General features: G+C 62.3%; 27 protein-coding genes. 12 read left to right on the forward strand and 15 right to left on the reverse strand.

Going from position 1 to position 24,847, the window contains the following annotated elements; all coding sequences use genetic code 11:
* Window positions 1-2 precede the first annotated feature (2 nt).
* From ispH to EV286_RS02365, 5 genes are all read left to right on the forward strand, one after another.
* A complete protein-coding gene (ispH, locus tag EV286_RS02345; RefSeq protein WP_132955390.1) occupies window positions 3-1,007 on the forward strand; it encodes a 4-hydroxy-3-methylbut-2-enyl diphosphate reductase in 1,005 nt (334 codons plus the stop codon).
* A 120-nt stretch (window positions 1,008-1,127) separates the two neighbouring features.
* Window positions 1,128-2,096: a homoserine kinase gene (locus EV286_RS02350; protein WP_132955391.1), complete on the forward strand. Its 969-nt coding sequence runs from the start codon at window positions 1,128-1,130 to the stop codon at window positions 2,094-2,096.
* Window positions 2,093-2,533, forward strand: a complete 441-nt coding sequence (gene rnhA / locus EV286_RS02355; protein ID WP_132955392.1) for a ribonuclease HI — start codon at window positions 2,093-2,095, stop codon at window positions 2,531-2,533. Before EV286_RS02350 ends, rnhA begins: the two co-directional genes overlap by 4 nt.
* Before the next feature lie 10 nt (window positions 2,534-2,543).
* Window positions 2,544-3,347, forward strand: a complete 804-nt coding sequence (locus tag EV286_RS02360) for an endonuclease/exonuclease/phosphatase family protein (protein WP_132955393.1) — start codon at window positions 2,544-2,546, stop codon at window positions 3,345-3,347.
* A 94-nt stretch (window positions 3,348-3,441) separates the two neighbouring features.
* Window positions 3,442-3,750 carry a Dabb family protein gene (locus tag EV286_RS02365; RefSeq protein WP_132955394.1) on the forward strand — a complete coding sequence of 103 codons (309 nt, stop codon included), beginning with the start codon at window positions 3,442-3,444 and terminating at the stop codon, window positions 3,748-3,750.
* 50 nt (window positions 3,751-3,800) lie between these two features.
* Here the strand turns inward: EV286_RS02365 and EV286_RS02370 are convergent, their stop codons facing one another.
* The 8 genes from EV286_RS02370 to EV286_RS02400 form a co-directional block, all read right to left on the reverse strand.
* Entirely contained in the window at window positions 3,801-4,700 is a 900-nt protein-coding gene (locus tag EV286_RS02370; protein WP_132955395.1) for a zinc ABC transporter substrate-binding protein, read from the reverse strand.
* A 15-nt stretch (window positions 4,701-4,715) separates the two neighbouring features.
* The gene (locus tag EV286_RS02375) at window positions 4,716-5,588 is read right to left on the reverse strand and encodes a metal ABC transporter permease (RefSeq protein WP_132955396.1); all 873 of its coding nucleotides are present in this window, start codon (window positions 5,586-5,588) and stop codon (window positions 4,716-4,718) included.
* Window positions 5,585-6,340 (reverse strand): ABC transporter ATP-binding protein, encoded by a 756-nt coding sequence (locus tag EV286_RS02380; RefSeq protein ID WP_132955397.1) that lies wholly within the window; start codon window positions 6,338-6,340, stop codon window positions 5,585-5,587. Before EV286_RS02380 ends, EV286_RS02375 begins: the two co-directional genes overlap by 4 nt.
* A complete protein-coding gene (locus EV286_RS32725) occupies window positions 6,337-6,465 on the reverse strand; it encodes a hypothetical protein (RefSeq protein ID WP_281041072.1) in 129 nt (42 codons plus the stop codon). Before EV286_RS32725 ends, EV286_RS02380 begins: the two co-directional genes overlap by 4 nt.
* Window positions 6,466-6,603: 138 nt before the next feature.
* Window positions 6,604-8,208 carry an MFS transporter gene (locus EV286_RS02385; RefSeq protein WP_132955398.1) on the reverse strand — a complete coding sequence of 535 codons (1,605 nt, stop codon included), beginning with the start codon at window positions 8,206-8,208 and terminating at the stop codon, window positions 6,604-6,606.
* Window positions 8,205-9,377 carry an HlyD family secretion protein gene (locus tag EV286_RS02390; protein ID WP_132955399.1) on the reverse strand — a complete coding sequence of 391 codons (1,173 nt, stop codon included), beginning with the start codon at window positions 9,375-9,377 and terminating at the stop codon, window positions 8,205-8,207. Before EV286_RS02390 ends, EV286_RS02385 begins: the two co-directional genes overlap by 4 nt.
* A gap of 261 nt (window positions 9,378-9,638) precedes the next feature.
* The gene (locus EV286_RS02395) at window positions 9,639-10,124 is read right to left on the reverse strand and encodes a peroxiredoxin (protein ID WP_132955400.1); all 486 of its coding nucleotides are present in this window, start codon (window positions 10,122-10,124) and stop codon (window positions 9,639-9,641) included.
* A gap of 66 nt (window positions 10,125-10,190) precedes the next feature.
* The gene (locus EV286_RS02400) at window positions 10,191-11,033 is read right to left on the reverse strand and encodes a protein-disulfide reductase DsbD domain-containing protein (protein WP_132955401.1); all 843 of its coding nucleotides are present in this window, start codon (window positions 11,031-11,033) and stop codon (window positions 10,191-10,193) included.
* 165 nt (window positions 11,034-11,198) lie between these two features.
* Between EV286_RS02400 and EV286_RS02405 the strand changes: the two genes are divergently transcribed.
* The 3 genes from EV286_RS02405 to EV286_RS02415 all read left to right on the forward strand — a co-directional run bounded on the left by EV286_RS02405 (window position 11,199) and on the right by EV286_RS02415 (window position 13,247).
* The gene (locus EV286_RS02405) at window positions 11,199-11,804 is read left to right on the forward strand and encodes a YqgE/AlgH family protein (RefSeq protein WP_132955402.1); all 606 of its coding nucleotides are present in this window, start codon (window positions 11,199-11,201) and stop codon (window positions 11,802-11,804) included.
* A 90-nt stretch (window positions 11,805-11,894) separates the two neighbouring features.
* Window positions 11,895-12,086: a CsbD family protein gene (locus tag EV286_RS02410; protein WP_132955403.1), complete on the forward strand. Its 192-nt coding sequence runs from the start codon at window positions 11,895-11,897 to the stop codon at window positions 12,084-12,086.
* A 90-nt stretch (window positions 12,087-12,176) separates the two neighbouring features.
* On the forward strand, window positions 12,177-13,247 hold the full coding sequence (locus EV286_RS02415) for a putative zinc-binding metallopeptidase (RefSeq protein WP_132955404.1): 1,071 nt from the start codon (window positions 12,177-12,179) through the stop codon (window positions 13,245-13,247).
* Window positions 13,248-13,318: 71 nt separating this feature from the next.
* Here the strand turns inward: EV286_RS02415 and EV286_RS02420 are convergent, their stop codons facing one another.
* From EV286_RS02420 to thrC, 5 genes are all read right to left on the reverse strand, one after another.
* On the reverse strand, window positions 13,319-13,897 hold the full coding sequence (locus tag EV286_RS02420; RefSeq protein ID WP_132955405.1) for a hypothetical protein: 579 nt from the start codon (window positions 13,895-13,897) through the stop codon (window positions 13,319-13,321).
* Window positions 13,898-14,074: 177 nt separating this feature from the next.
* Window positions 14,075-16,987, reverse strand: coding sequence for a sensor domain-containing phosphodiesterase (locus tag EV286_RS02425; RefSeq protein ID WP_132955406.1), 2,913 nt, complete (start codon window positions 16,985-16,987; stop codon window positions 14,075-14,077).
* Window positions 16,984-17,598: a GNAT family protein gene (locus EV286_RS02430; RefSeq protein WP_132955407.1), complete on the reverse strand. Its 615-nt coding sequence runs from the start codon at window positions 17,596-17,598 to the stop codon at window positions 16,984-16,986. Before EV286_RS02430 ends, EV286_RS02425 begins: the two co-directional genes overlap by 4 nt.
* A gap of 63 nt (window positions 17,599-17,661) precedes the next feature.
* Window positions 17,662-18,960: a pitrilysin family protein gene (locus EV286_RS02435; RefSeq protein ID WP_132955408.1), complete on the reverse strand. Its 1,299-nt coding sequence runs from the start codon at window positions 18,958-18,960 to the stop codon at window positions 17,662-17,664.
* 17 nt (window positions 18,961-18,977) lie between these two features.
* Window positions 18,978-20,387 (reverse strand): threonine synthase, encoded by a 1,410-nt coding sequence (gene thrC, locus EV286_RS02440; RefSeq protein WP_132955409.1) that lies wholly within the window; start codon window positions 20,385-20,387, stop codon window positions 18,978-18,980.
* A gap of 313 nt (window positions 20,388-20,700) precedes the next feature.
* Between thrC and EV286_RS02445 the strand changes: the two genes are divergently transcribed.
* Window positions 20,701-21,321 carry a hypothetical protein gene (locus EV286_RS02445; RefSeq protein ID WP_207909724.1) on the forward strand — a complete coding sequence of 207 codons (621 nt, stop codon included), beginning with the start codon at window positions 20,701-20,703 and terminating at the stop codon, window positions 21,319-21,321.
* A 36-nt stretch (window positions 21,322-21,357) separates the two neighbouring features.
* Here the strand turns inward: EV286_RS02445 and EV286_RS02450 are convergent, their stop codons facing one another.
* On the reverse strand, window positions 21,358-22,047 hold the full coding sequence (locus tag EV286_RS02450; RefSeq protein WP_132955411.1) for an HAD family hydrolase: 690 nt from the start codon (window positions 22,045-22,047) through the stop codon (window positions 21,358-21,360).
* A gap of 143 nt (window positions 22,048-22,190) precedes the next feature.
* Between EV286_RS02450 and EV286_RS02455 the strand changes: the two genes are divergently transcribed.
* The 3 genes from EV286_RS02455 (at window position 22,191) to EV286_RS02465 (ending at window position 24,095) form a co-directional block, all read left to right on the forward strand.
* Window positions 22,191-22,847 carry a GntR family transcriptional regulator gene (locus EV286_RS02455; RefSeq protein ID WP_132955412.1) on the forward strand — a complete coding sequence of 219 codons (657 nt, stop codon included), beginning with the start codon at window positions 22,191-22,193 and terminating at the stop codon, window positions 22,845-22,847.
* Window positions 22,848-23,061: 214 nt separating this feature from the next.
* The gene (locus EV286_RS02460; RefSeq protein WP_132955413.1) at window positions 23,062-23,652 is read left to right on the forward strand and encodes a biotin transporter BioY; all 591 of its coding nucleotides are present in this window, start codon (window positions 23,062-23,064) and stop codon (window positions 23,650-23,652) included.
* Window positions 23,649-24,095 (forward strand): DUF1284 domain-containing protein, encoded by a 447-nt coding sequence (locus EV286_RS02465; RefSeq protein ID WP_132955414.1) that lies wholly within the window; start codon window positions 23,649-23,651, stop codon window positions 24,093-24,095. Before EV286_RS02460 ends, EV286_RS02465 begins: the two co-directional genes overlap by 4 nt.
* Here EV286_RS02465 and EV286_RS02470 read toward each other — a convergent pair.
* Window positions 24,092-24,778, reverse strand: coding sequence for a helix-turn-helix transcriptional regulator (locus EV286_RS02470; RefSeq protein ID WP_132955415.1), 687 nt, complete (start codon window positions 24,776-24,778; stop codon window positions 24,092-24,094). The two genes, EV286_RS02465 and EV286_RS02470, sit on opposite strands and share 4 nt — an antisense overlap.
* Window positions 24,779-24,847: the final 69 nt, after the last annotated feature.

Below are 24,847 nucleotides of genomic sequence, written 5' to 3' on the forward strand. Positions count from 1 at the left end.
ACATGAATATTGCGGTTTCGAAACCACCCCTGACAATCCGGCTCTGCGGGCCACGCGGCTTCTGCGCCGGCGTCGACCGCGCGATCCAGATCGTCGTCCTGGCGCTGAAGGCGTATGGCGCTCCGGTTTATGTGCGCCACGAGATCGTGCACAACCGCTACGTCGTCGAGGGGCTGGAAGCCAAGGGTGCCGTCTTCGTCGAGGAACTGGACGAGATCCCGGCGGAGCATCGCGCCCAGCCGGTCGTCTTTTCCGCCCATGGCGTGCCGAAGTCGGTGCCGGCAGATGCGCAGACGCGCAACCTCTTCTACCTCGACGCGACCTGCCCACTGGTCTCAAAAGTCCACAAGCAGGCGATGCGTCACAATCGCCTTGGCCGTCACGTCGTCCTGATCGGGCACGCCGGCCATCCGGAGGTGATCGGCACCATGGGCCAGTTGCCTGAGGGGTCCGTTTCGCTGATCGAGACCGTCGAGGACGTCGATGCCTATGTTCCGCTCGACCCGGATAACCTCGGCTATGTCACGCAGACGACGCTTTCAGTGGACGACACGGCTGGCGTGATCGCGCGCCTTCAGGAACGCTTTCCCAATCTTACCGCTCCGGCTGCGGATTCGATCTGCTATGCCACGACGAACCGCCAGGAAGTGGTGAAGCAGGCAGCTCCCGGCTGCGACCTCTTCATCATTGTGGGTGCACCGAATTCCTCGAATTCCAAGCGCCTCGTCGAGGTGGCCTCGAGGGCCGGTGCGAAGAGATCCATTCTCGTGCAGCGCGCCTCGGAGATCGACTGGAACGAGATCGGCGAGATATCGACGCTCGGCCTGTCCGCCGGCGCATCGGCTCCGGAGGTCATCGTGAACGAAATCATCGAGGCTTTCCGCGCGCGTTTCGATGCCAGCGTCGAGCTTGCCGAGACGGTTCAGGAGACCGAAAACTTCCTCGTCAACCGCGAACTGCGCCAAATCGAGCTGACGGCGGCCGACATGGCATTCGTCAACGGATAAAACGCGGGTCGGCATCCGAACGGCCGATCCAGCGAGGCAATTGCGGCGTCAGGCTCCCGAGGCTATAGCGGATGTCCGGGCGTTGCGCCTGATTCAACATGGCATTGGCGGAACGGATTCGTGGCGGTCTATACGGATATTTCAGAAGACGATTTGAAGTGGTTCCTGACGGAGTACGACGTTGGCACCCTGCTTTCCTACAAGGGCATCGCCGAGGGCGTCGAAAACTCGAACTTCCTGCTGCATACCAGCAAGGACCCGCTGATCCTGACACTCTATGAGAAGCGCGTGGAGAAGGGCGACCTGCCGTTCTTCCTAGGGCTGATGCAGCATCTCGCCTCGCGCGGGCTGTCCTGCCCGCTGCCGCTCGCGCGGCGTGATGGCGCGCTGCTCGGCACGCTTTCCGGCCGACCCGCAGCACTCATCTCCTTCCTGGAGGGCATGTGGCTGAGAAAGCCTGAGGCAAAGCATTGCCGCGAGGTGGGCAAGGCCCTGGCGCACATGCATCTTGCGGGCCAGGATTTTTCGCTGCAGCGGCCGAACGCGCTTTCGCTGGAAGGCTGGGGACCGCTCTGGGAAAAGTCCGCGGCGCGAGCCGACGAGGTGGAGCCCGGCCTGCAGGACGAGATCGGCGGAGAGCTCGAGTTCCTGACGGCGCATTGGCCGCGGCATCTGCCGGCAGGCGTCATCCATGCGGACCTCTTCCCGGACAATGTCTTCTTCCTGGGCGACGAGCTTTCGGGGCTCATCGACTTCTATTTCGCCTGCAACGACCAGCTTGCCTATGACGTCTCGGTCTGCCTCAATGCCTGGTGTTTCGAGAAGGATGGCGCCTACAACATCACCAAAGGCATCACCATGCTGGAAGGATACCAGAGCGTGCGTCCGCTGAGCGAGGAAGAGATCGCTGCCCTGCCGATCCTTGCGCGCGGCTCGGCGCTGCGCTTCTTCCTGACCCGTCTCTACGACTGGCTGATGACGCCGGAAGGGGCGCTCGTCACCAAGAAGGATCCGCTCGAATATCTCCGCAAGCTGCGCTTCCACCGCCAGGTGACCTCGAGCGCCGAATACGGGCTGCGCCGCCGATGAAGCATGTCGATATTTTCACCGATGGCGCCTGCTCCGGCAATCCCGGACCTGGCGGATGGGGAGCCGTTCTGCGCTACGGCGACGTCGAAAAGGAACTGTTCGGCGGCGAGGCGCTTACTACCAACAACCGCATGGAGCTCATGGCGGCGATTTCTGCCCTCGGCGCGCTGAAGGAGCCCTGCAAGATCGATCTCTACACCGACAGCGTCTATGTGAAGGACGGCATTTCCAAGTGGATCCACGGCTGGAAACGAAACGGCTGGAAGACCGCCGACAAGAAGCCCGTGAAGAATGCCGAGCTCTGGCAGGCTCTCGAGGAGGCCCGCAACAAGCATGAAGTGACGCTGCACTGGGTCAAGGGTCACGCCGGCCATCCGGAGAATGAGCGCGCCGACGAGCTGGCGCGCAAGGGAATGGAACCGTTCAAGAAGCGGTAGGGAGGCAGTGTTGCGCATCGTATCGTTGAATGCCTGGGGCGGCAGGCTGCATGAAACGTTGATGCCCTATCTTGCGGCCCTCGATGCCGACGTGCTCTGTCTGCAGGAGGTAACGCGCTCCGATGCCGGGGAGACCGGCTGGCTCGTCTATCGCGACCGCGGGCTCGAACTGCCGCAACGCGCCAATCTCTTCGAGGAGGTTCGAGCGCTGCTTCCGGCGCATGATGCGTATTTCGCGCCGACTGCGCGCGGCGACCTCTACGACGGAGAGCGGGTGGTTTCGTCCGAATTCGGCCTTGCGACATTCGTTCGTCGGTCACTGCCGGTGATCGGCCAGGCGCAGGATTTCGTGCATGGCGGGTTTTCGCCGGATGGGTGGGGCGCGCATCCCCGCTCGCGCAATGCCCATTGCCTGCGTCTCTTCAGTTACGAGCATGGGTTTCCCGTCACCGTCGCCCAGCTGCACGGCCTGCGGGACATCGACGGCAAGGCCGACACGCCGGCGCGGCGCGCACAGGCGGACGCCCTGGTCGATCTCGTCGAGCGCCTCTGGCGCCCCGGCGAAAGACTGGTCGTCTGCGGCGATCTGAATGTCCTGCCCGACAGCGTGACCTTCGAGGCCTTGGGAAAGCTCGGCCTCATCGATCTCATAACCTCTCGCGGCCATACGGACACCCGGACCTCCCACTACAGCAAGCCGGGCCGATTTGCGGACTACATGCTGGCAACAGCGGATGTCACGGTGTCACGTTTCGAGGTCGTTGAGCAGCCGGAGGTCTCGGATCATCGGCCGCTGCTGCTGGAAATCGGCTAGAGCTTCGAACACAACGGACTGCGCATAAGTCGCGCATCGGCCTTGTCCCGCGACGCATTCCCACTATGCTGCCCGAAAAACAGGGAGGTGACGAATGATCCTGCATTGCGTGTTCCTGCGCTTCAAGGCGGCGGTCACACAGGTCGAGAAACAGGCCGCCTTTGCGGCCATAGTTGCCTTGCAACAGGTGGTTCCCGGCATTCTGGATGTCAAATACGGGCCCAACGTTTCGCCCGAGGGTCTGCACGGCGGTTTCGTCGACGGCTTTGCCGTGACCTTCGAAAACGCCGAGGCGCGAGATGCCTATCTCGTCCACCCGGAGCATGTCGCTGCCGGCGAGCGGCTGATTTCGCTGTCCGATGGCGGGCTTGCAGGACTTCTTGTCTTCGATCTCGCGATGTGAGGGCCGGGGGCAGCGGACCGCATGCAGAAATGCGGCCCGCCCCTCATGCCTCAGCTTGATTTCGCCATCGCGGCTGCAAGCTGATCGACATTGTATTTGAACATCTTCGCATAGCTCGGCGCCGGTCCGCCGGCTTCCGAAAGCGATTCGACGTAGAGTTCGCCGCCGGGCTCGGCACTGGTCGCCTGCGCGATCTGCTTCACGAGGCGCGGATCGTTCGAGTTCTCGAAGAAGTAGGTCCTTACATGCTCCGACTTGATCTGGTCGATCAGCTTGGCGACGTCTGCCGCTGAAGCCTCCGTCTCCGTGGAGAAGCCGACCGGCGACAGGAAGGCGACGTTGTATTCGCGGCCGAAGTAACCGAAGGCGTCGTGGCTGGTCAGCACCTTGCGCCGGTCGTCGGGAATCCTGTCGAATTTCTGGTGTGCATATTCGTCGAGGTCAGTAAGCGTCTTGGTGTAGCGTTGGGCATTGGCCTTGAAGGCTGCGGCGTCCGCGGGATCGGCGGCGGAGAGGGCCTTCTCGATATTGGCGACCCAGACCTTCACGTTGACCGGGCTGTTCCAGACATGCGGGTCGGTGACGGTCTTGCCATCCTCTTCCATCGTGCGCGTCTTGATGCCTTCGGAGACGGTTACCGGGGTTCCCTTGTAACCGGAGGCGTTGATCAGCCGATCCATCCAGCCTTCCAGGCCCTCGCCGCTGACGAAGGTGACACGGGCCGCATTCAGGTTCTTGGCGTCGGTCGGTGAGGGCTCGAATTCATGCGGGTCGCCATTGGGGCCGACGAGGCTCGCGACCTCGACATGGTCGCCACCCACCTGCTTGACGACGTCGGCAAGCACGGTAAACGACGCGACGACCTTCAGCGTCTCGGCCGAGGCCGGTCCCGCGGCAACGACGAGCAGGGCAGGGAGTGCGACCGAAAAGAGCAGTTTGCGGTAAGGCATGGGAATCTCCTTGGGTTAGCCCGCAAGGTGCGAGCGGGGAAAGAGGCGCCAGACGACACCGGCGGGTGCGAAGAGAATGGAGAGGCAGTAGAGCAGGCTCGCCGTCATGATGATCGTCGGGCCTGACGCGAATTCGAGGTGATAGGAGGCGACGAGCCCGACATAGCCGGAGAAGCCAGCGCTCCCGGCGGCGATCAGCATCATCGCCGGCAGGCTGCGCGACCAGAGATGGGAGATCGCCGCCGGCAGCATCATCAGCCCGACTGCCATCAGCGTGCCGAGTGCCTGGAAGCTCGCGACGAGAGTGAGCACGACGAGCAGCAGGAAGAGGAAATGATAGGCGGGACCCCGGCCACCCACGGCGCGCAGGAAGCCGGGATCGAAGCATTCGGCAACCAGCGGCCGGTAGATGAGGGCGAGTGCTGCGAGCGTCAGCGAGGTGATCGCGCCGATGAGATAGAGCGCGGGCGCATCGATCGCGAGGATCGTGCCGAACAGCACATGCAGGAGGTCGATGTTCGACCCGCGCAGGGAGACGATCAATACGCCGAGCGCCAGTGAGGTCAGATAGAAGCTGGCGAAGCTCGCATCCTCCTGCAGCACGGTCGCGCGGCTCACGATGCCGGAAAGGAGGGCGACCGAGAGACCTGCGACGAGGCCGCCGAGGCCCATCGCCGTCAGTGACAGCGAGCCCGCGATGAGGTAGCCGATGGCGGCGCCGGGAAGCACGGCATGGCTCATGGCATCGCCGACGAGGCTCATGCGGCGAAGCATGAGGAATACGCCGATGGGACCGGAACCGAGGCCGAGGCAGAGGCAGGCGACGAGCGCGCGGCGCATGAAGCCGTATTCCACGAACGGCGCGACGAGGATGTCGTAGACCATCATGCCGCCGGCTCCGCTTTCGGCTCGCAGACCGTGGCATCCCGGTCCCAGCTTTCAGCCATGGCGCGTGCGCGCAGCAGGTTGGCGGGTGAAAGCACTTCGCCGGTGCGGCCCCAGGCGACGAGTTCGCGGGCAAGAAGAAGGGTTTCGGGAAAGTGCGAGCGCACCTGCTCGAAGTCGTGCAGCACCGCGATCACCGTCCGGCCGTCACCGTGCCAGCGGGCGATGATGTCGAGAAGATCCCGGGTGGTGCGGGCATCGATGGCGGTGAAAGGCTCGTCGAGCAGGATCACCTTCGCGTCCTGCAGCAGCAGGCGGGCGAAAAGCACGCGCTGGAACTGCCCTGCGGAGAGCGAGCCTACATGCCTTTTCTCGAAACCTTCCAGCCCGACGGCCGAAAGCGCGTCCTGAGCCTTCAGGTATTCGGCCCGGGAGACGCCGCCGAATGCCCCGGAATTCTTCCATGCCCCGAGAAGGATCGTATCCGCGACAGAGATCGGAAAGCGCCGGTTGATGTCCGCGGCCTGCGGCAGATAGCCGAAATCCGTGCGCGACAACCGGTTGCGGTCGATCGTGCCTTCCACCGGACGCAGTTCCCCCGTGATGGCTTTCAGCAGGGTCGATTTTCCTGCCCCGTTCGGTCCCGCGATCGCTGTGAGGCTGCCCGGCAGGAAGGTCCCGGATATGTGGTGGACGGCCGGGTGCCGGTCATAGGCGACAGTGACGTTTCTGAGTCTGAGGGCGGGAGCGCTCATGGCAGCAGGACGGCCCAGTGGATGGCCATCCAGAGAAGACCAATGACGATCGCAGCAAGCGCGATGCGATAGAACGCAGAACTGCCCATGACGGAGGTAGAAAAGCGGTCGCTGGACGGCGGCATCGAATCTCTCGAAAAATTAATGTAATAACATAACGCACTCACAATTAGCTGATCGATTATGGCGAAAAGAAGGCGGAGACGGCCTTCCGCCGATGATCGGGAGGCGCGTTTGATTGCTGGGAAGCCGGTTTGTCGGTTTCAGTTGGGCTGCGGAACGGCCTTGGCAACGGGATGCCCGGACGGACTCAACGGACCTTGCGGCGTGCTGACCATAAGGGCGACGAGCACAAGGCCGGCAACGCCTGCCCAGAAGGAGATGAGGAAGCAATCTGAATAGGCGAGAATGGTGGCCTGCGCGCGAACCAGGCCGGAAAGCGTTGCGGTCGCAGCAGCATCGGCCATCAGGGAGAAGGGGTGAAAGGTCTCCGCCAGTTTCGACAATACATCCTGCGTCGGGGGCGCCGATTGGGTGACGTAGCTGCCTATGACATTGGAATGAAACTGTTCCCGCTTGTTCACCAGGGTATTGATGAGGCTTACGGCGAGTTCGGCGCTGCCCAATCGGACCACCTGGATGTAGGCCGAGTTGGCAGTGGATCGCTTGGGATCGGAATTCGCAACGATCATCACGATTGCGGACAGGAGAGCGAACGCCTGGCCAAGCATCTGCAGCATCATGATGATCGGGAAGTTTTGGAGCGCCCAGAGGCCCGTTATGCGGATAGCCATGAAGGACGAAACGGCGAGTGCGGTGAAGCCGATCATAAGGCCGACCCGCACATCGAAGAAACGAAGCGTCAGCGTGGCGAGCGCAGCGAAGAGAAAGAGGGGCAGAATGGCAACCGGGATATAGAACGTGCCGATCTGTATCGGTCGCAGCCCGACGACGGTCTCCAGATAGCCTGGCACGAGGCTCGAGGAGGTGATGCTCGCAAGGATGAAGGCAACGATCGCGCCATAGCCGAGGGCGACGTTTCTCGACAGAAGGACACTGATATGCGCCCAGGGGTAGCGCACAAGGGACTCGTTGATGAAGAAGCCCACGGCGAGCAGGAGACCGGCGGCAATCAGCGCGGTCACGGTACCTGACTGGAACCAGTTGAGGCGCTTCCCCTGATCCAGCCCGATGTAGATCAGTCCCATCGAAGCCCCGAGGAGCAGCATGCCGCCCCAGTCGGCGCGCGCCAGCAGCGTGTGGTCGATCGGCTCACGCGGCGCACCAAGGAAGATGAGCAATCCGATCAGCGGAGCTATGAAGACATCCTGCCAGTAGAGCCACTGCAACCCGAAATATTCCGTATACACGCCCACCAGGAAAACACCGACGCTCTGGGAGAGCGGCAGGCGCAGGGAATAGATCGCCAGGCCGATCAGCCAGTAGCGCGGTTCGAGGTTGCGGAAGGTGATCATGATCGTCGCGGGAATGAAGGTGCCGAGCAGCAGCGCGCGCATGACATGCAGCACAATCAGCGGTCCGAGGCCGTGCACGAAGGGAATGAGCAGCGATATGACCGCATAGACGAAGCAGGGTATGACCATTATCCGCCGAATGCCGAAGACGGTAACAAGCCAGGCAACCGCCGGGGCGATCAGGATCTGCGGTGCCGACGCGAAGCTCGCGAGCCATGCGCCCTGGTCGAAGCTGAGGCCGAACATGCCCCTGAGATCGGCGAGTCCGACAAGGAAGACCCGGGTATCGAAGCCGACCGTGAAGGCAGCAAGCAGCATGGCGCCGACGACCAGAAGCGGATGGTTGGTGTTGACGCCGTTGGTAAGCGGGCCGACGGACGCGATCTTGCTCATTTCAGCCCTCCGCCTTCTACGTCGGCGGGCGTGCGCACCGTTACCTCGGCGGAGAGCCCGGCGCGCAGCCTGGATACAAGCGGTTGGCCGGGGTCGAATACAACCTTGATCGGCAGTCGCTGCACGACCTTCGTGAAGTTGCCGGTAGCGTTGTCGGGCGGCAGGAGGGCGAAGACGGCGCCGCTTGCCGGTGAGAGGCCGACGATCTTGCCGGTGAGCGTCTGCCCGGGATAGGTGTCGATGTGTATCTCGGCAATGCTGCCTGGCTTCATGCGTTCAAGTTGGGTTTCCTTGAAATTCGCCGCCACGTAGAGGCTGGAAATGGGCACGACGGAGATCACGCTGGTGCCGACGCCGACATAATCTCCCACATGCACGAGATTGAGGCCTACGACACCGTCGAAGGGCGCGTAGATACGCGAATAGCCCTGCAGCAGCAACGCATTGTCCAGGTTCGCCCGCGCCGCGTCGAGCGCCGCCTTGAGCGTGCCTTCCTGCCCCTGCAGCACCTTGAGCTGTGCCTTCTGCTGCTCGATGTTCGCTGCCGTGGAGGTTACCGACGCCTGCGCTTCCAGGTGCGCGGCCTCCGCCTGCTGCAGATTCTGTATCGAGGTCGCGCCGCCCAGTCTCTCCTGGCGCTCCGCCTCCTCGCGCGCCTGGATTTCCTGGGCGATCGCGGCATCATGCTGAGCATTGGCAGAGTCGATCACGGCGGACTGCAGCAGCTCCTGGTTATGCAGATTGTCGAGGCTTGCTTTGGCGGCATCGACATTTGCGGAAGCGAGTCTGACGGCGGCATCGTACTGGTCGGGGTCGATCTCCGCGATCAGCTGTCCTTTCTTGACGGCAGCATAGTCATCGACGCCAAGCACGCGAATATTGCCGCTGACCCGCGCGCTGAGCGTGGACACGTCTGCCGCTACCTGCGCGTCATCAGTGGTTTGTGTTGGCCAGCTTGCCAGCCACTCGTCCCAATTCAGCAGGGCAGCAACCGCCAGGCCGACGACGAGCGTCGTTGCAATGACCGGAATGAGCGCGCGCCTCAGGGAGCCTTGGGCAGGAGGGGGGGCGTCCTGCGCGTTCGACGGCGGTGCTGGCACATGTTCCGGAACGACCTTGTCGGTGCGGACCGCCGGTTCGACGTTGTTGGGAACCCCCGAAGCTCTCATGGCCTGCCTCAATTCTTCACGGCCGATTTCAAAACCACTCATGTTCGCGCGACAGCGGCGCGCGCAACGGCCCATGAACGCAGGCTCGCACAAGTCTCCGCGAGCGGCTTGTGAAATAACGTGAGAAACTGTTCGAGCTTATAAAGCCTGAGTTGCGGCCTTTGCCGCAGGTCCCGGCGCGTGCCGCGCGAGGGCCGACCGGATTGAAAGACAAGGCCCCAAGGTCAACCTGGGGCGCTCGTCAGTGTGATCGCTCTTTGCTCAGAGCTGTTCCAGCATCGCGGCCGCGCCGGAGACGGTCGCCTGTCCGGGGCTCTCCTCGATGTTCAGCGACTTCACCACGCCGTCCTCGATGAGCATCGAATACCGCTTCGAGCGCACGCCGAGGCCGCCGGCAGAAAGGTCGACGTCAAGGCCAAGGGCCTTTGTGAAGGCACCGTCAAAGTCAGCCAGGAAATGGATCTTGCCCATGCCGCCGGACGATTGCGCCCAGGCGCCCATGACATGCCAGTCGTTGACGGCCAGCACGGCAATGTCGTCGACGCCCTTGGAAAGGATCGCGTCCCGGTTCTCAAGATAGCCGGGCAAATGGTTGAGCGAACAGGTGGGCGTGAACGCGCCGGGAACCGCAAAGAGCACGACGCGCTTGCCCTTGAACAGCTGCTCGGTACCGATCTCGGTCGGGCCGTCGGCCGTCTTTTCCTTGAAGGTGGCAGCAGGCAGCTTGTCGCCGATCGCGATGGTCATGGGGATCTCCTTTTGTATGCTGATGGACGGCGGAAAGCCGGCCGCTGTGGCGACTATAAAATCCCGCTAGTCAAAGGCAAGGGTAGTCTCCATGGAGCGGCTGCCGTCGACGACGAGCAGACCCCATGTCTTGCCTTTCGGGTCGTAGTTCTTCGGCAGCTTGCCGATCGTGATATCCGTCTCGTAGACGCCGGCATCGAGCTTGGTATCCTTCTGTGCCCAGAAGAGATAGCCACTCGGCCCGGTGACGAAGACATCCGGTTTCGCCGCACCTTGTTGCGGCAGGGCGAGCTTCAGCGACAGATGCTTGCCGTCGGGCGAAAGCGAATGGGCGAGTACCTTGAAATCAGGCGCCGGGTTGGCGGGCAGTGCCGCCGTCGCCGCCTGGAGAATGGCCTCTTCCTCCGGCATGGATTGGGCGGCCTCGGGCAGCTTCAGGGAAAGCTCCGCCTGGAAAGGAATGCAGATTTGCTTGCAGAGACCGATGAAGGCGGTGACCTTCAGTGCCGCCGCACCGCCCGGTCGAGCCTCGGTGAACTCGAGCGGCAGCGTGACCGCTCCGTCGTATCCGATATCGCTTATGCCGTCCTGCGAGATATGCTTCGGCACGGGATAGGATATGTTCGTAAGCGAAACTCCGCTGTCGGGAGCCACGGTGATCTGTGGGGGAATGCCGTTGTTTCCCGGTTCGCGCCAATAGGTGATCCAGCCGGGGAGCGGCTCTATCTGCAAGCCGGCGCGAACCTTTCCGGCAGCGTCCGGGGGGAGGGCGACGAGGCGCATGCGGCCACCCTCGTTCACGGCCCATTCGCTGGTCGCAGCCGCGGCGCTTCCAGCCAGCACGAAGAGGCCGGCGAAGGCGGCGGCAAGGCATATCCAGAGGCGGGTTGTGGAAGAAAATATGATCATGGAACAAGGGTTTAAACAATCACTTGTTCAACAGCCAGAAGGTGATGTCATATAATTGATCATTTTCAGTTGATTGATCTCGGACATTGCCCCATCTTTAACGTGTGAAGGCGAGAATTTTTCTTCCTGGCACAGTTGACCGTGATCCGGCAGCGAGGAGGCGCGATGTCTTTATCTGCTCTGAAAAATAGGCAGGAACGCGGTTTTCTGGATGGCCAGTTCCTGATCGCCATGCCGGGCATGGCCGACATCAACTTCGCACGCACGGTCGTCTATATCTGCGCCCATTCGGATGCAGGTGCGATGGGCTTCGTCATCAATCGTCCGCAGAACCTGACCTTTACGGACGTCCTGCTCCATCTCGATATGATCAAGAACGACGATGCGATCCTTCTGCCGAAGGGGGCGCGCGATTTTCCGATTCAGACCGGTGGCCCCGTCGAAAGTGGCCGCGGCTTCGTGCTGCATTCCGACGACTACCTCAGCGACTCCAGCATTCCGGTCAGCGACGATATCTGCCTGACAGCCACGCTGGATATCGTGCGCGCCATCTCCAAGGGCGGCGGTCCGAAGCGGGCGACCATGCTGCTCGGCTATGCCGGCTGGGGCTCGGGGCAGCTGGAGGGCGAGGTCTCCAACAATGGCTGGCTGAATTGCGCCGCGAGCGAGGACCTCATCTTCGACCGATGCCTCGAGGCCAAGTATGACCGCGTCCTCGCCTCGATGGGCGTGACGCCGGCGATGCTGTCGCCGCAGGCCGGTCACGCCTGAGCCCTGCTCGGGAACGAAATTCCGCAAGTATCGTTTCCTCCCTGAAAGGCCGGACAATCGGGTTCGCCTGGATGAATAGGAGACGTGACAGTGGGAAGCACAAGCGACAAGATTTCCGGAGCAGCAAACCAGGTGGCAGGCAAGGCCAAGAAGGCCGCCGGCAAGGCTACCGACAATAACGAACTTCGCGCAAAGGGTGCCGTTCAGGAGGCCAAGGGCAAGGTTCAGGTGGCGCAGGGAAAAGCCAAGGACAAGTTGAAGGGTGCGGTTGACCGCCTCTAACCCTATAATTCGGGGTCTGGGATTCGGCCTGTCGCGCGATCTTGCGCGGCAGGCTTTTTGATTTTCAACGTTGTTTTGGGATGACAGGTCATGCGGCTATTCGCCTGTGATCACTGTGGCCAAGTGCTGCACTTCGACAACCGGCAATGCGTTCGCTGCGGCCATCGGCTGGGCTTCGTGACGGAACAGCTTGCCATGCATGCGGTGGAGATCGACAGCGACAACCAGTGGCGTATCGTTGGTGCGCCGCAAAGCACCGTACGCTTCTGCGCCAATGCCGCGCTCGATATCTGCAACTGGCTGGTAGCGACGGACGATCCCCACGAGTTCTGCGTCGCTTGCCGACACAATCGGCTGGTGCCCAACACCGGCACCGACGAAGGTCTCTCTCGCTGGCGCCGCATCGGTCAGGCGCAAAGGCATCTCTTCTATTCGCTGCTGCGCCTGCGCATCCCGATTCCCAACCGCGAGCAGGATCCGCAGGGCGGCCTCGTTTTCGACTTCCTCGAGGATGAGATCGGCAGTGACGGCAGCATCATGCCCGCCATGACCGGCCATGAGGAGGGCCTCATCGCGATCCGCGCCGCGGAGGCCGACGACCTGACGCGAGAGCAGGCGCGCACCTCGATGAACGAGCCGTACCGCACTCTGCTCGGGCATTTCCGCCACGAGACGGGTCACTTCGTCTGGAACAAGCTGGTGCGCGACCGGAACGCCTTCGATGCGTTTCGTGTCGTCTTCGGCGACGAGCGGCTGGATTATGGCTCCGCCCTGCAGTTCTACTATGACAACGGCCCTGCACAGGGCTGGCAGCTGAATTTCATCAGCGCCTATGCCAGCGCCCACCCCTGGGAGGATTTTGCGGAATGTTTCGCGCACTACCTCCACATCGTGGATACCCTGGAAATGGCGCGCGCATTCGGCATTGCCATCGACGTCCGTGGTCACGAGGGAATGGCGGCGGAAGTCGATTTCGATCCCTATCGTGCAACGAATGCAGCGCAGCTTGTCGAAGCGTGGATACCGCTCAGCGTCGCAATCAACAGCATACAGCACAGCATGGGGCAGCCGGATTCCTATCCCTTCGTGCTTTCCCCGGCTGTCGTCACAAAGCTCGAGTATATGCATGGCCTTGTCCAGCAAGGGCCATATCAACCCTGAGCCGGGTTTCACCAAGGCACGGAGGCGCAGGCTCCGTAGCGGGCCGCCCGAACGAGGCGGCGGTTGAGAGCCTATGCGCTGAAAAGCTGGTCGAGGTTGCGGATCGCCTCGTCGATCGTCTGCTGGTCGCGTCGCAGCTTGGAGACGATTGCGGAAGCGGCCTTCACCCTCAGCGTGGCGGTCTGGCTGCCCTCATGCGAGGGCATCGTATTCAGCACGCGCTGGATGCGGTCGGCGAAAGCCTCGAACTTCTTTGCACTGCGCCAGACCCGGTAGGGATCCATGAAGAGCGCGACCGCCACGAGCAGCAGCGAGAGGACGGCAACGGCCATCGGCATCTCGCTGAAGAACGAGGAGTAGACAAGTCCGGCAAAGAAAAGGCTCGCAAGGCAAGCGTAGAAGAGGCTGGTGGAGGCATTGGTCGGCACCACGGCATCGGCAGCAGCCTTGAGATGACCCTCGGTCGTATGCACCAGGAACTTGCGTGCGGCGATGTCCTCGCTGTTGCCGCCTTCACTGATCAGGACATCGAGTATGCCGTTCAGTTTCTGCAGGCGCCTTAGGCGCAGGGCGACGATCTTCAAAATTTCAGGGCCGGCCACCAGGTATGCAAGACAGATGGCGACGCCGAGCTGAAAGATGGATTGCATCCTGGAGGCGTCTACAAATCCAAATAAATACGGCATGAGAAAAAATCCCGTCAATAGCGTGCCGATACGCATACAAACCTTGGGCCTCTCGCAAAAGCGAGATCATGGGCTCGAGCCCATGTATTAACGCCATTTTTTTCTTGAGTGCCCCTCAGCCCGGGCTTGCGGCTCGCTGTGTCAGGCTCGCTTGGTCAGGGGAAAGCGCTCCTTGAGGAGCCGCAGCACCGAATCCGTCCCCATCGGGGGGCCGAAAAGGTAGCTCTGCCCGTAGTTGCAGCCCGTTTTGGCAAGCTCGATCGCGTCCTCGTCCGATTCGATGCCTTCGGCGACCACCTGCATTTCCAGATCCCGCGCCATACTGATGACGGAGCGAAGAACGGTCGCCTTCTTGTCGCTCGTGTCGCGCACCAGCGCCTTGTCGAGCTTGATCGTATCGAAGGGGAAGCGCGTGAGATAGGCAAGCGAGGAATAGCCGGTGCCGAAATCGTCGAGCGCAAGGCCGAGCCCGGCTTCCTTGAGCTTGCCGAGAACGAGGCGTGCCTGTTCCGGATTCTCCATCACCATGGATTCCGTCAGCTCGAGCTTCAGATCGCCGGGGTTGCAATGGGTCTTGGCGAGCAGCGAGCGGATGTCGTCATAAAGCTCGTTGTTGAGAAGCTGGACGCTCGACAGGTTGATCGACACGAAGATCGGCACTTCTCCGGTCTGGCGCTGCCAGGACATCAGATCGCTCGTTGCCTGCTCCAGGGCGAACATCCCCAGTGAACTGATGATGTCCGATGCTTCGGCGATCGGGATGAATTCCGACGGCGGGATATTGCCGCGCTTTGGGTGCTCCCAGCGCATCAGCGCCTCGAAGCCGGCGATCTCGGCATCCTCCAGCCGCGCGATCGGCTGGTAGACCATCGAGAGTTCCTTGCGCTCGATCGCGCGACGCAGGTCCGTCTCGAGTTGCAGGCGGTCGGTGCCGAAGCTGCGGAAGGCAGGCTGGAAAGGCTCGACGCGATTGCCGCCGGCGCGTTTTGCCCGGTACATCGCAAGTTCCGCGTCGCTGAGCAGCCCCGCCGCACTCTCCTGCTGGTCGACCCACGAGGCAAGGCCGATCGAGGCGGTGAGAATGATCTCCCGGTTTGCGAAGTTGAGCGGCACCATGATCGCCTTGCTGATCGCATCGGCGAAATCCGCAACCTTTGCAGGGTCACGCTCGGAAACGAGGATCAGGCCGAACTGGTCGCCCGAAAGCCGGGCCAGCGTGTCCTGGGGCTTCAGGAGCCTGCGCAGGCGCCGCGTCAGCGCGATCAGGATGTTGTCGCCCGCGGCCACTCCGAGGGAGTCGTTGACGAGCTTGTAGCGATCGATGTCGATGACGAGCACCGTCGGGCGCACCAGGTCGCCACCTGGCGCGAGCGTCAGCACGGCATGCAGGCGGTCGAGGAATACCTGCCTGTTGGGAAGGCCCGTCAGGTTGTCGTGCAGCGCATCATGGAGCAGCCGTTCGACGGAGTTCTTCTGTTCGGTGACGTCTACGACAGTGCCGACGCAGCGGATGATCTCGCCGTTGGAGCCGAGCACCGGCCGCGCCCGGATGGACAGCCAATGGAAATGGCCGTCCTCGGCACGGATGCGGAATTCGTGGTTCAGCCGCCCGCGACGATGTTCGAGCAGCACGTCGAGCGTGGCCCGGAAGCGGTCGCGGTCGTCGGGATGGAGCCGTGGCAGCCAGTTTCGCGCAGGCCCATGCATGGTACCCGGCGAAAGGCCGAGCCGCATCGATATGTCCGGAATGGTGACGACGCGGTCGCGCGCCACGTCCCAGTCCCAGACCGTATCGCCGGAACCGGTCAGCGCCAGCGACTGCCGTTCGAGATCGGAGAACAGTCCCTGCTGGAAGGCGCCGCCCGCAAAGGCATGCTGCATCACCGTGAAGCCGATGAGCAGGACGATGAGAACGAGGCCGCCGCCGAGTGCCGGCTGGATGATGTCGTTGTCGAGTTGGCCAGTGACGGTCAGCCAGGCGCCGAACAGCCAGACGAGGATCAGCGCCCAGGCAGGCACCAGCAGGATGGCGCGGTCATAGCGGTTGAAGCCGAGATAGATGATGAGGAAGATGCCGGCCGTCGCAGTCAGAGCGAAGGAAAGACGCGCAATGCCTGCCGCGATCGACGGGTCGTAGATCGCGACGCCGAAGAGCAGCGCGAGACCAAGAATCCAGGCAAGCGTCACATAGCCGAGATGTGCGTGCCATCGGTTGAGGTTGAGATAGGTGAAGAGGAAGATGACGAAGCTCGATGCGAGCGCCACCTCCGTACAGGCGCGCCATACCCTCTGGTCGCCCGAGGTGATGCTGATCAGCTTTTCGAGGAAACCGAAATCGACGCAGATATAGCCAAGCACCGCCCAGGCGAGCGCCGCCGTCGCCGGCAGCATGGAGGTGCCCTTCACCACGAAGAGGATGGTAAGGAACACGGCCAGCAGGCCGGCAATGCCGAGCACGATGCCGCGATACAGCGTGAAGGCGTTGACCGTATCCTTGTAGGCATCGGGTTCCCAAAGATAGATCTGCGGCAGTTCGGGCGTGGAAAGCTCCGCTACGAAGGTGATGACCGAGCCGGGGTTGAGCGTGATGCGGAAGACGTCGGCTTCTTCGCTCGGCAACCGGTCGAGCGCGAAGCCTTCGCTTGGCGTAATCGCGATGACGCGCTGGGAGCCGAGATCCGGCCAGAAGAGCTTGGAGTTCACGAGACGGAAGTGGGGGGCGACGATCACGCGCTCCAGCTGTTCCTCCGAAACGTTGGCGAGCGCGAAGACTGCCCAGTCGCCCTGGTGGTCTTCCGAGCTTGCGCGCACCTCGATGCGGCGGCGGATGCCGTCGGCGCCTGCTGCCGTCGAAACCTGGAAGGCTTCGCCCTGATTGGCGTAGATTTCGGTGGTGGCGGTCAGGTCCAGCGCAGTGTCGTCACGGGAAATCTTGACCGGTTCGGCCGCCCGTGCCGCACCGCCCAGGAGCATCAGCACAAAGATGAGGACGGCTGCAATCGCACCCATCAACCGTCCGGCCGGCGCCATGAGCAGCATGCGGTCTGTGATCATCTGTCGTTGGTCGTCCTGCTCTTTTGCGCATCCGTAGCCAATCGGGAAAACATCACGTGATCACGCCACTGGCCGTTAATTCTCAAATATCCCCGCAGGTAGCCTTCCCGCTGGAAGCCAGCTTTCTCGAGCAGCCGGATACTCCGTTCATTGTCAGGAATACAGGCTGCTTCGATACGGTGCAATTCGAGACCTGTAAAGATATAGGGTATAACCAACTGAAGTGCGGCGAACATATGGCCTTGGCCCGCATAAGGCTCGCCCATCCAGTAGCCGATCATGCAGCTCTGGGCGACGCCGCGGCGGATGTAGCCGATCGTGAGGCCGCCGAGCAACGTCATGTTGGTTTTCATGAAGAGGAAAAGCGGCACGGCCTGGCCGGAGGCATATTCCTGCCGTGCACGAATGACGCGGGCGCGGAAGGCGCCTTCGGTCAGCTCGTCGCGCCGCCAGGCCGGCTCCCAGGGTTCGAGGAAGGTCCGGCTTTCGGCCCGCAGCCGGTGCCATTGATTGAAATCCGCATAGCGAGGAAGGCGGAGCAGGTAGGACGCGTCTTCAAGCTCCGTGGTGTCCGGCTGCCGTGAAAGGAACCGAAAAACCGATTTTGCCATCCATCACTCCCGGAAGGTCCGGCCCAGCCCTCGCCGTGTCCGGAGGAATTTAGCGTTGCGTTTTCAGCCGCTTGCCTTCTGTGCGCCAACCGCCGGCATCGACAGCGAAGCAGTGATATCTTCCATGGGAGCCAATTGTTCAAGCGGTCCGATGGCCGAAAGGGTCGGGACCGTGTCGAAGAACAGGCGGCCGGAAAGGTCGGTGAGCCTGTCGATCGTGATCCCCTCGAGGCGCTCCATCATCTCCGGGTTCGAGATCGGCCGGCCATAGAGCATCATCTGGCGAGCGATCTGGCCGGCGCGTGCGGCCGGGCTTTCCTGACCCATCAGCAGCTGCGCGCGGATCTGCGCCCTTGCGCGCTCGATCTCCTGCTGGTCGATCTGTTCGGACGACTTGCGCAATTCGTTGATGATGACGGGCACCAGCTCCGGCAGGTTCTCGCCGCCAGTCGCTGCGTGGATGCCGAAGATCCCCGTATCGGAAAAGCCCCAATGGAAGGCATAGACCGAATAACAGAGGCCGCGGTGCTCGCGCACCTCCTGGAAGAGCCGCGAGGACATCCCGCCACCGAGGATATTGGCAAGGATCTGCGAACAGTAGAAGTCGCGGGCGTGATAGGCGCGTCCCTCGAAGCCAAGCAGGACCTGCGCGTCCATGAGGTCGCGCGGCTCGCGGATGTTGCCGCCGATATAGCGCGCTTCCTCGATCACGGGGCGTGCCGAAGGCGTCGACGGCAATGCTGCGAAACGCTGCTCGACCTCGCGCACGAAGCTCTCGTGCTCGATCGCGCCGGCAGCCACCACGAACATCCGGTCCGTCGTGTAGTTGCGGCCGAGATAGCCGCGGATCTGGTCCGGCGTGAAGGAGAGAACGGTCTCTGGTGTGCCGAGGATCGGTCGGCCGAGCGTCTGGTCGCGATAGGCGACCGTGGAGAAATTGTCGAAGACGACGTCATCAGGCGTGTCGTTGGCCGCGTTGATTTCCTGCAGGATCACCTGCTTCTCGCGGTAGAGCTCCTCTTCGTCGAAGGCCGATTCCGTCAGGATATCGGCGAGGATATCGACCGCCAGGGGCACGTGATCCTTCAGCACCCGCGCATAGTAGGAGGTCGTTTCCGTCGAGGTCGCGGCGTTCACTTCGCCGCCGACATTCTCGATCTCTTCGGCGATCTGCCGCGCCGAGCGCCGGCCGGTGCCCTTGAAGGCCATGTGCTCGAGAAGGTGGGCAATGCCGTGTTCGGCTTCGGTCTCGTTGCGCGAGCCCGACTTGATCCAGACGCCGAGGGCCACGCTTTCCAGATGTGGCATCGTCTGGGTCACTACTGTCAGCCCGGATTTGAGCCGGGTGCACTCAACTGTCATGTTTCGTCTTTCTGCGCTTACCGGTCCGTCGCCCGTGCGCGGCCGCCGATAAATGACTCGACGGCCTTGAGTTCGGGTTCGAGGATGTCGAAACGCTCCTCCCTGTCCATCAGTCCAGCAAGCCACGCCGGAAGCGCCGGGTCAATACCGCAGGCGGAATTTACCGCTGCGGGGAATTTCGCCGGATGGGCCGTGGCGAGCGTTACCATGGGGCTGCCGGGCTTGCCGTATTTCGCCGCAACGAAGACGCCGACGGCGCTGTGCGGATCGAGCAGGTAGCCGGTTTCGGCAAGCGTTTCGCGGATCGTGTTCGAAACGTCCTTCTCGCTCGCCCGGCCGGCGCGGAAGTCGCGCCTGATTGTCTTCAGCGCTTTATGTTCGATCTCGAAACCATTGGATTGCTTGAGGCTTTCCATGGCGGCGCGAACCTTGGAAGCATCGCGGTCGTTTGCCTCGAAGAGCAGCCGTTCGAAGTTCGAGGAGATCTGGATATCCATGGAGGGCGAGGTCGTCGCCCTGACGTCGCGCATCTCGTAGCGGCCGGTCTTGAGCATCCGCGCCAGGATGTCGTTTTCGTTGGTGGCAATCACCAGCTTGTCGATCGGCAGGCCCATGCGCTTGGCGACATAGCCGGCGAAGATATCGCCGAAATTGCCGGTCGGCACCGTGAACGAGATCTTCCGATCAGGCCCGCCGAGCGTAACCGCGGCGGTGAAATAATAGACCACCTGCGCCATGATCCGCGCCCAGTTGATCGAATTGACCCCCGAGAGCTTCACGCCGTCGCGGAAGGCCGTATCGTTGAACATCGCCTTCACGAGGTTCTGGCAGTCGTCGAAATTGCCCTTGATCGCCAGCGCATGCACGTTCGCGGTCGTCGACGTCGTCATCTGGCGCTGCTGCACCGGCGAGACCTTCCCGTGCGGGAAGAGGATGAAGATGTCGGTGCGCTCGCGTCCGGCAAAGGCGTCGATCGCCGCTCCGCCAGTATCCCCAGAGGTCGCCCCGACGATCGTCGCGCGCTGGCCGCGCTCCGCCAGCGCATAGTCCATCAGCCGGGCAAGGAGCTGCATGGCGACATCCTTGAAGGCGAGCGTCGTGCCGTGGAAAAGCTCCATGACGAACGAGTTCGGGCCGACCTGCACGAGCGGCGCGATCGCCGGATGGCGGAAGGTAGAATAGGCCTCGTCGATCATGCCGCGAAAGGTATCGGCGGGTATTTCCCCGTCCACGAAGGGATGTAGCACCGTGTAGGCGATTTCCTGGTAGCTCTTGCCGCGCAGGCCGCGGATTTCCTTTTTCGTGAAGGTCGGCCATTTGCGGGGAACGTAGAGGCCGCCGTCGCGGGCCAGGCCTGCCAGGAGGACGTCGCAGAAGCCAAGAGAAGGGGCCTCTCCCCGCGTCGAGATATATTCCACGGCTTTCATCCTTGATTTCAGAATTGGAACGGGGGTTGCCCGGATTGGGTTGCGGCGCAGCTTAGATCGGGAGTTCCGGCGGAAACCGTCTTTTTGCGCCAAAACGGCGGCGGCGTATTCGCGCCTGCGCTACCGGCGCTCTTTCCGGCGATGGAAGCAAAGAAACCGGCACTTTGGATGAAGGTTGAAAAATGGAACAAATCCGTGCGCACCCAATCGATTTTTTGTTGCGCCGCTGATATAGACCATCGCCAATTGTCATGAAAGGCCCTGTGGGCAACGCAATTGGGCCGCAATACGGATCAGTGCAGAGGGTGGAATAATCGTGTCTTGCAGGCTGTCACGTCGTCTCTTGTCCGCATCGCTTCTCATCTTGCTGGCAGGCTGCAGCTCCTTGGGCATCAAGGGAAACAAGGCTGAAGCCCCGCCGGCGCCGGAATCCACCAACCGTCCCATGGTGAGCACCGGGCCGTCCGTCATCGATCCCACCACTGGAGCGCAGGTGGTGCAGGCGACTTGCCCGCGCATCTACATGCATGACGATTCGGTCTTCTACCGCACCTATGCGAAGGGTGCGAAGGACGATCCCCAGCAGGTCATCTACCAGGCTTCGATCGCCAACGTGACGCGCCAGTGCACGCTCAACGATACCAACCTGAATATCACTGTGGTTGCGCAGGGCCGCCTCGTCGCTGGGCCGGTAGGCGGCCCCGGCAAGGTGACGCTGCCCATTCGCATCACCATCGTCGACGGTGAGAATGTGCTTTATTCCGAAGTGAGCAATTTCCAGGCGGAAATCCCGCCGGGCCAGGCGACGGCGCAATTCCTCTTCCGCAAGGACAACATCGCCGTTCCGGCCGGCGGCGCGCTTGCTCGCGTCAATCTCGGCTTCGATACTGCGAACGAGAAGAACCTCGCTAAGAAAAAGAAGCCCGGCGCCTAAGCTACGGGAATCGCTAGCCCTTCAGACAAGACGACCTCAGAGGATGCCCGACCACTGGGCAAGCGCAGCGGCGACGCCGGGCAGGTCGTTCATGCGGGAAATGACCGTTTCGGCACCGGCATCCGTCAGCTTGTCGGCGTGCGCCGGATAGGTGTGGGATGCGCCGGTGAAGCCGATGACGCGCATGCCGGCCGCGCGTGCAGCATGCACGCCGTGAACCGAATCCTCGACGACGACGGTCTTCGACGGGGAGAAGCCGAGTTCCTTTGCGCCGTGCAGGAAGATATCCGGCTTCGGCTTGACGCGATCGGGGCCGAGATCCTTGGCGGAGAAGATGTGCGGCGCAAAGAACTGCTTGAGCTCTACCTTGGTAAGCATCATGTCGAGCCGCGCGGAGCTGGAATTTGAACAGATGCAACGTGGCATCGGCAGCCGCGCCAGCGCGAAGTCGACGCCCGGGATCCCCTTGACGTCGCGTGCAAGCCGCTTGTCGAGAAGCTGCTCGGACTTCTCGAGCAACGAGGCCGAGAGCGGGATATCGGCTTCTCGTTCGACCTGGAAGAGAATGTTCTGCCAGGTCATGCCGGCGAAGCGCTCGCCCATCTCCTCGACGGTGATCGGATATCCGGCTTCCGTCAGGAGCGTGGACTCCACCTCGGCTGCTATGATTTCGGAATCGACCAATACGCCGTCGCAATCGAAAATAATAAGGTCGAATCCACTCATATCATCTCTGCCCTGAAAACTGACCGTGGGGCTTTACACGATGGTCCGGTAAAGCTCAACCGGGCGGGCCACATGGCAGGGCTGCGCTGTGCGAGAGGGTTGCGCGCCTCGACAAGCGCGGGCGCTCTGGTTAAGGAACGGATATGGCCAGGGACAACGACGACACGATTGCCAGCCGCATCAGCCGCGTGCTTGCCGAGCGTATCATACGCGGCGAGCTTGCTCCGGATGCACGCCTGCGCCAGGACCATGTGGCCGAGGAGTTCGGCACCAGCCATGTGCCGGTGCGTGAAGCCTTTCGCCGGCTGGAAGCGCAGGGGCTTGCGATCAGCGAGCCGCGGCGCGGCGTGCGTGTCGCCTCGTTCGACCTCAAGGAGGTCCGCGAGGTGGCGGAAATGCGCGCGGCACTCGAGGTGCTTGCGCTTAGGCACGCTGCACCGCATCTGACGGCCGCCATTCTTGAGCAGGCCGAGGAGGCGACGAGGCAGGGCGACATGGCCGCCGACGTCCATGCCTGGGAAGCGGCCAACCGGCGCTTCCATCGGTTGATTCTCGCGCCCTGCGACATGCCGCGCCTTCTCGCCTCCATTGACGATCTCCATGCGGCGAGCGCGCGCTTCCTGTTTTCTGCGTGGCAGTCGGGTTGGGAGAAGAGGACTGATCATGACCATCGCGCAATCCTCGCGGCCCTTCGTCAGGGCCGAAACGAAGAGGCCGCTGCGATCCTGCAGAAGCATGTGCAGTGGATCGGCCGGCCGACAGCCGGCACGGCGCGCCAGGCCTTTGCCATCGTCGGGTAACTGATCCAAAAATTATCTATAATTTTCTTTCATGCTTTCGGCGGAGCGTGGGCGCCGGCTTTGCAAGTGTTTGTCGCGCGCGTTGTCCGTCGAAATGGCCGGGCGACGCCTCCTGCCTGTTGTGAATTGCGTTGCCGCGGCTTGCGGAGCGCTAAAAACTCTTTCATAAAATAGATGGGAATCGAAAATTATCTATAATTTGAAAGGAGAGTTCATGTCGGTATTTCAGACTCAGCAAGGGCCGGTTTTCGATCCACTGCGCCTCGGCGAACGTAGTCTCGCCATCAAGGCGGTCTTCGTTCTCGCGGGCACGCTCGTCCTCGCGCTTGCCTCCCAGATCGCCGTACCGATGGTGCCGGTGCCGATCACCATGCAGACTTTCGCCATCACGATGATCGGTGCCCTCTATGGGTGGCGTCTCGCCGGCGTCACGATTCTTGCGTGGCTGGTCGAGGCGATGGCTGGCCTGCCGGTTTTGGCCGGCGGAGCAGGGGGCGTCGCGCCCTTCGTCGGTCCCACGGCGGGCTATCTGGTTTCCTTCCCGATTATCGGCGCCCTTGTCGGCTGGCTTGCCGAGCGTGGCTGGACCGGAGCAAACGTCATCCGCAGCTTCACGGCCCATCTTGCCGGTAATATTCTCTGCCTCGCTATTGGAGGCGGCTGGCTTGCGGTGCTGATCGGAGCGGAAAAGGGCTGGTTGCTTGGCGTCGCGCCCTTCATTCTTGGCGCCTTCCTGAAATCGGCGTTGGCTGCGGCTGTTCTCAAGGCTGCCCAGCAATATGGCGATAGAGTTCGCCTCAATTGACCGTCAGGCTGCGCGCCCATCACCTGCTCTGCATGCTGACCTTCATAGGTGAGGGCTACACGCCTGCCTTTTCACGCAACTACCGGCGGATAGCGGAAAGGCTTTCCGCCGGCGAGGATATCGAACTCATCTCCGGACCGGACGACATCTGCGCACCGCTCATCTCCGAGACCGAGCCGCACTGTCTGCGCGCCAGCGTCGAGGATCGCGACATGCATGCGGCGCTTGCGGTTGGCGAACTGTTTGGGCGAAAGCTCGTGCCGGGGGAGCGCATCGTGCCGGACGATACTTTTCTGGACGATGCCCGCGCTGCCTTTCTAGCGGGCGAAAGCCGGGCAGCCTGCGCAGGCTGCGAGTGGTTCGGCCTCTGCACCCGCGTCGCTGAAGGCGGCTTTGCCGGCGTGAGGGTCGGGAGACCGCCGCTTGGCGGAGGAAGAACCTAGCGTTCGATTGGAAACAGCGCCATGAAGCGACGCTCGCCCTCCGGCGTGAACTGGATCGATCGGCTGTTTGCGGTTCGCCGCGCCCATCCAGCCTCCAGGAAATTGAAAAGCAGGGCCTTGCCGAGGCTGCCGGCAAGATGGGCGCGCCTTTCGCTCCAGTCGAGGCACGAGCGGCAGAGGGGGCGCCGGGACGATCTCAAGCCCCCGACATCGATGCCGATCGATTTCAGTTGCGCCTCTCCCTTGTTCGTCAGGCTGAGTGCCTCATCGATCGCTGCGATTGCCCCCTGGCTGACGAGGCTGTCGAGCATGCGCACGCCGTAGTCTCCGGCAAGGTGGTCGTAGCAGATACGCGCCTTGCGCAGCGCCGGCTCCTTTGGCCCGGGCTGGTGACGAAGATGGCCGCGGCTCGCGGCAAATCCCATCATGCTTTCAAGCAGCTTTCCGACCCCGTCGTCGGCGAGCGTGAAATAGCGATGCCGGCCCTGCTTCCTCTGGGAAAGCAGGCCCCCGGCTTCGAGCTTGGCGAGATGCGCACTTGCCGTCTGCAGCGTGATGCCGCCGGCGGCCGCGAGTTCCGTCGCGGTCAGCGCCCTGCCACCCATCAGCGAGGTCAGCATGTTCGCCCGTGCCGGGTCGCCGATCAAAGCGGCGATTTGCGCGATGTCAGGTCCTTCCTTCATACTTCGACCGTAGCCGAAGCATCGTCGTCGTGCAACGTGCGAAAAGGGTGTTGTCAGACCAAGGAGAAT

The organism is Rhizobium sp. BK251 (assembly GCF_004345245.1).
GTDB lineage: Bacteria > Pseudomonadota > Alphaproteobacteria > Rhizobiales > Rhizobiaceae > Rhizobium.

Coding starts and splice junctions, on each gene's coding strand:
- ispH (WP_132955390.1), top strand. CDS start 3: ATGAATATTGCGGTTTCGAAACCACCCCTGACAATCCGGCTCTGCGGG.
- rnhA (WP_132955392.1), top strand. CDS start 2,093: ATGAAGCATGTCGATATTTTCACCGATGGCGCCTGCTCCGGCAATCCC.
- EV286_RS02365 (WP_132955394.1), top strand. CDS start 3,442: ATGATCCTGCATTGCGTGTTCCTGCGCTTCAAGGCGGCGGTCACACAG.
- EV286_RS02370 (WP_132955395.1), bottom strand. CDS start 4,700: ATGCCTTACCGCAAACTGCTCTTTTCGGTCGCACTCCCTGCCCTGCTC.
- EV286_RS02375 (WP_132955396.1), bottom strand. CDS start 5,588: ATGATGGTCTACGACATCCTCGTCGCGCCGTTCGTGGAATACGGCTTC.
- EV286_RS02380 (WP_132955397.1), bottom strand. CDS start 6,340: ATGAGCGCTCCCGCCCTCAGACTCAGAAACGTCACTGTCGCCTATGAC.
- EV286_RS32725 (WP_281041072.1), bottom strand. CDS start 6,465: ATGCCGCCGTCCAGCGACCGCTTTTCTACCTCCGTCATGGGCAGTTCT.
- EV286_RS02385 (WP_132955398.1), bottom strand. CDS start 8,208: ATGAGCAAGATCGCGTCCGTCGGCCCGCTTACCAACGGCGTCAACACC.
- EV286_RS02390 (WP_132955399.1), bottom strand. CDS start 9,377: ATGAGAGCTTCGGGGGTTCCCAACAACGTCGAACCGGCGGTCCGCACC.
- EV286_RS02395 (WP_132955400.1), bottom strand. CDS start 10,124: ATGACCATCGCGATCGGCGACAAGCTGCCTGCTGCCACCTTCAAGGAA.
- EV286_RS02400 (WP_132955401.1), bottom strand. CDS start 11,033: ATGATCATATTTTCTTCCACAACCCGCCTCTGGATATGCCTTGCCGCC.
- EV286_RS02405 (WP_132955402.1), top strand. CDS start 11,199: ATGTCTTTATCTGCTCTGAAAAATAGGCAGGAACGCGGTTTTCTGGAT.
- EV286_RS02415 (WP_132955404.1), top strand. CDS start 12,177: ATGCGGCTATTCGCCTGTGATCACTGTGGCCAAGTGCTGCACTTCGAC.
- EV286_RS02420 (WP_132955405.1), bottom strand. CDS start 13,897: ATGCAATCCATCTTTCAGCTCGGCGTCGCCATCTGTCTTGCATACCTG.
- EV286_RS02425 (WP_132955406.1), bottom strand. CDS start 16,987: ATGATCACAGACCGCATGCTGCTCATGGCGCCGGCCGGACGGTTGATG.
- EV286_RS02430 (WP_132955407.1), bottom strand. CDS start 17,598: ATGGCAAAATCGGTTTTTCGGTTCCTTTCACGGCAGCCGGACACCACG.
- EV286_RS02435 (WP_132955408.1), bottom strand. CDS start 18,960: ATGACAGTTGAGTGCACCCGGCTCAAATCCGGGCTGACAGTAGTGACC.
- thrC (WP_132955409.1), bottom strand. CDS start 20,387: ATGAAAGCCGTGGAATATATCTCGACGCGGGGAGAGGCCCCTTCTCTT.
- EV286_RS02450 (WP_132955411.1), bottom strand. CDS start 22,047: ATGAGTGGATTCGACCTTATTATTTTCGATTGCGACGGCGTATTGGTC.
- EV286_RS02455 (WP_132955412.1), top strand. CDS start 22,191: ATGGCCAGGGACAACGACGACACGATTGCCAGCCGCATCAGCCGCGTG.
- EV286_RS02460 (WP_132955413.1), top strand. CDS start 23,062: ATGTCGGTATTTCAGACTCAGCAAGGGCCGGTTTTCGATCCACTGCGC.
- EV286_RS02470 (WP_132955415.1), bottom strand. CDS start 24,778: ATGAAGGAAGGACCTGACATCGCGCAAATCGCCGCTTTGATCGGCGAC.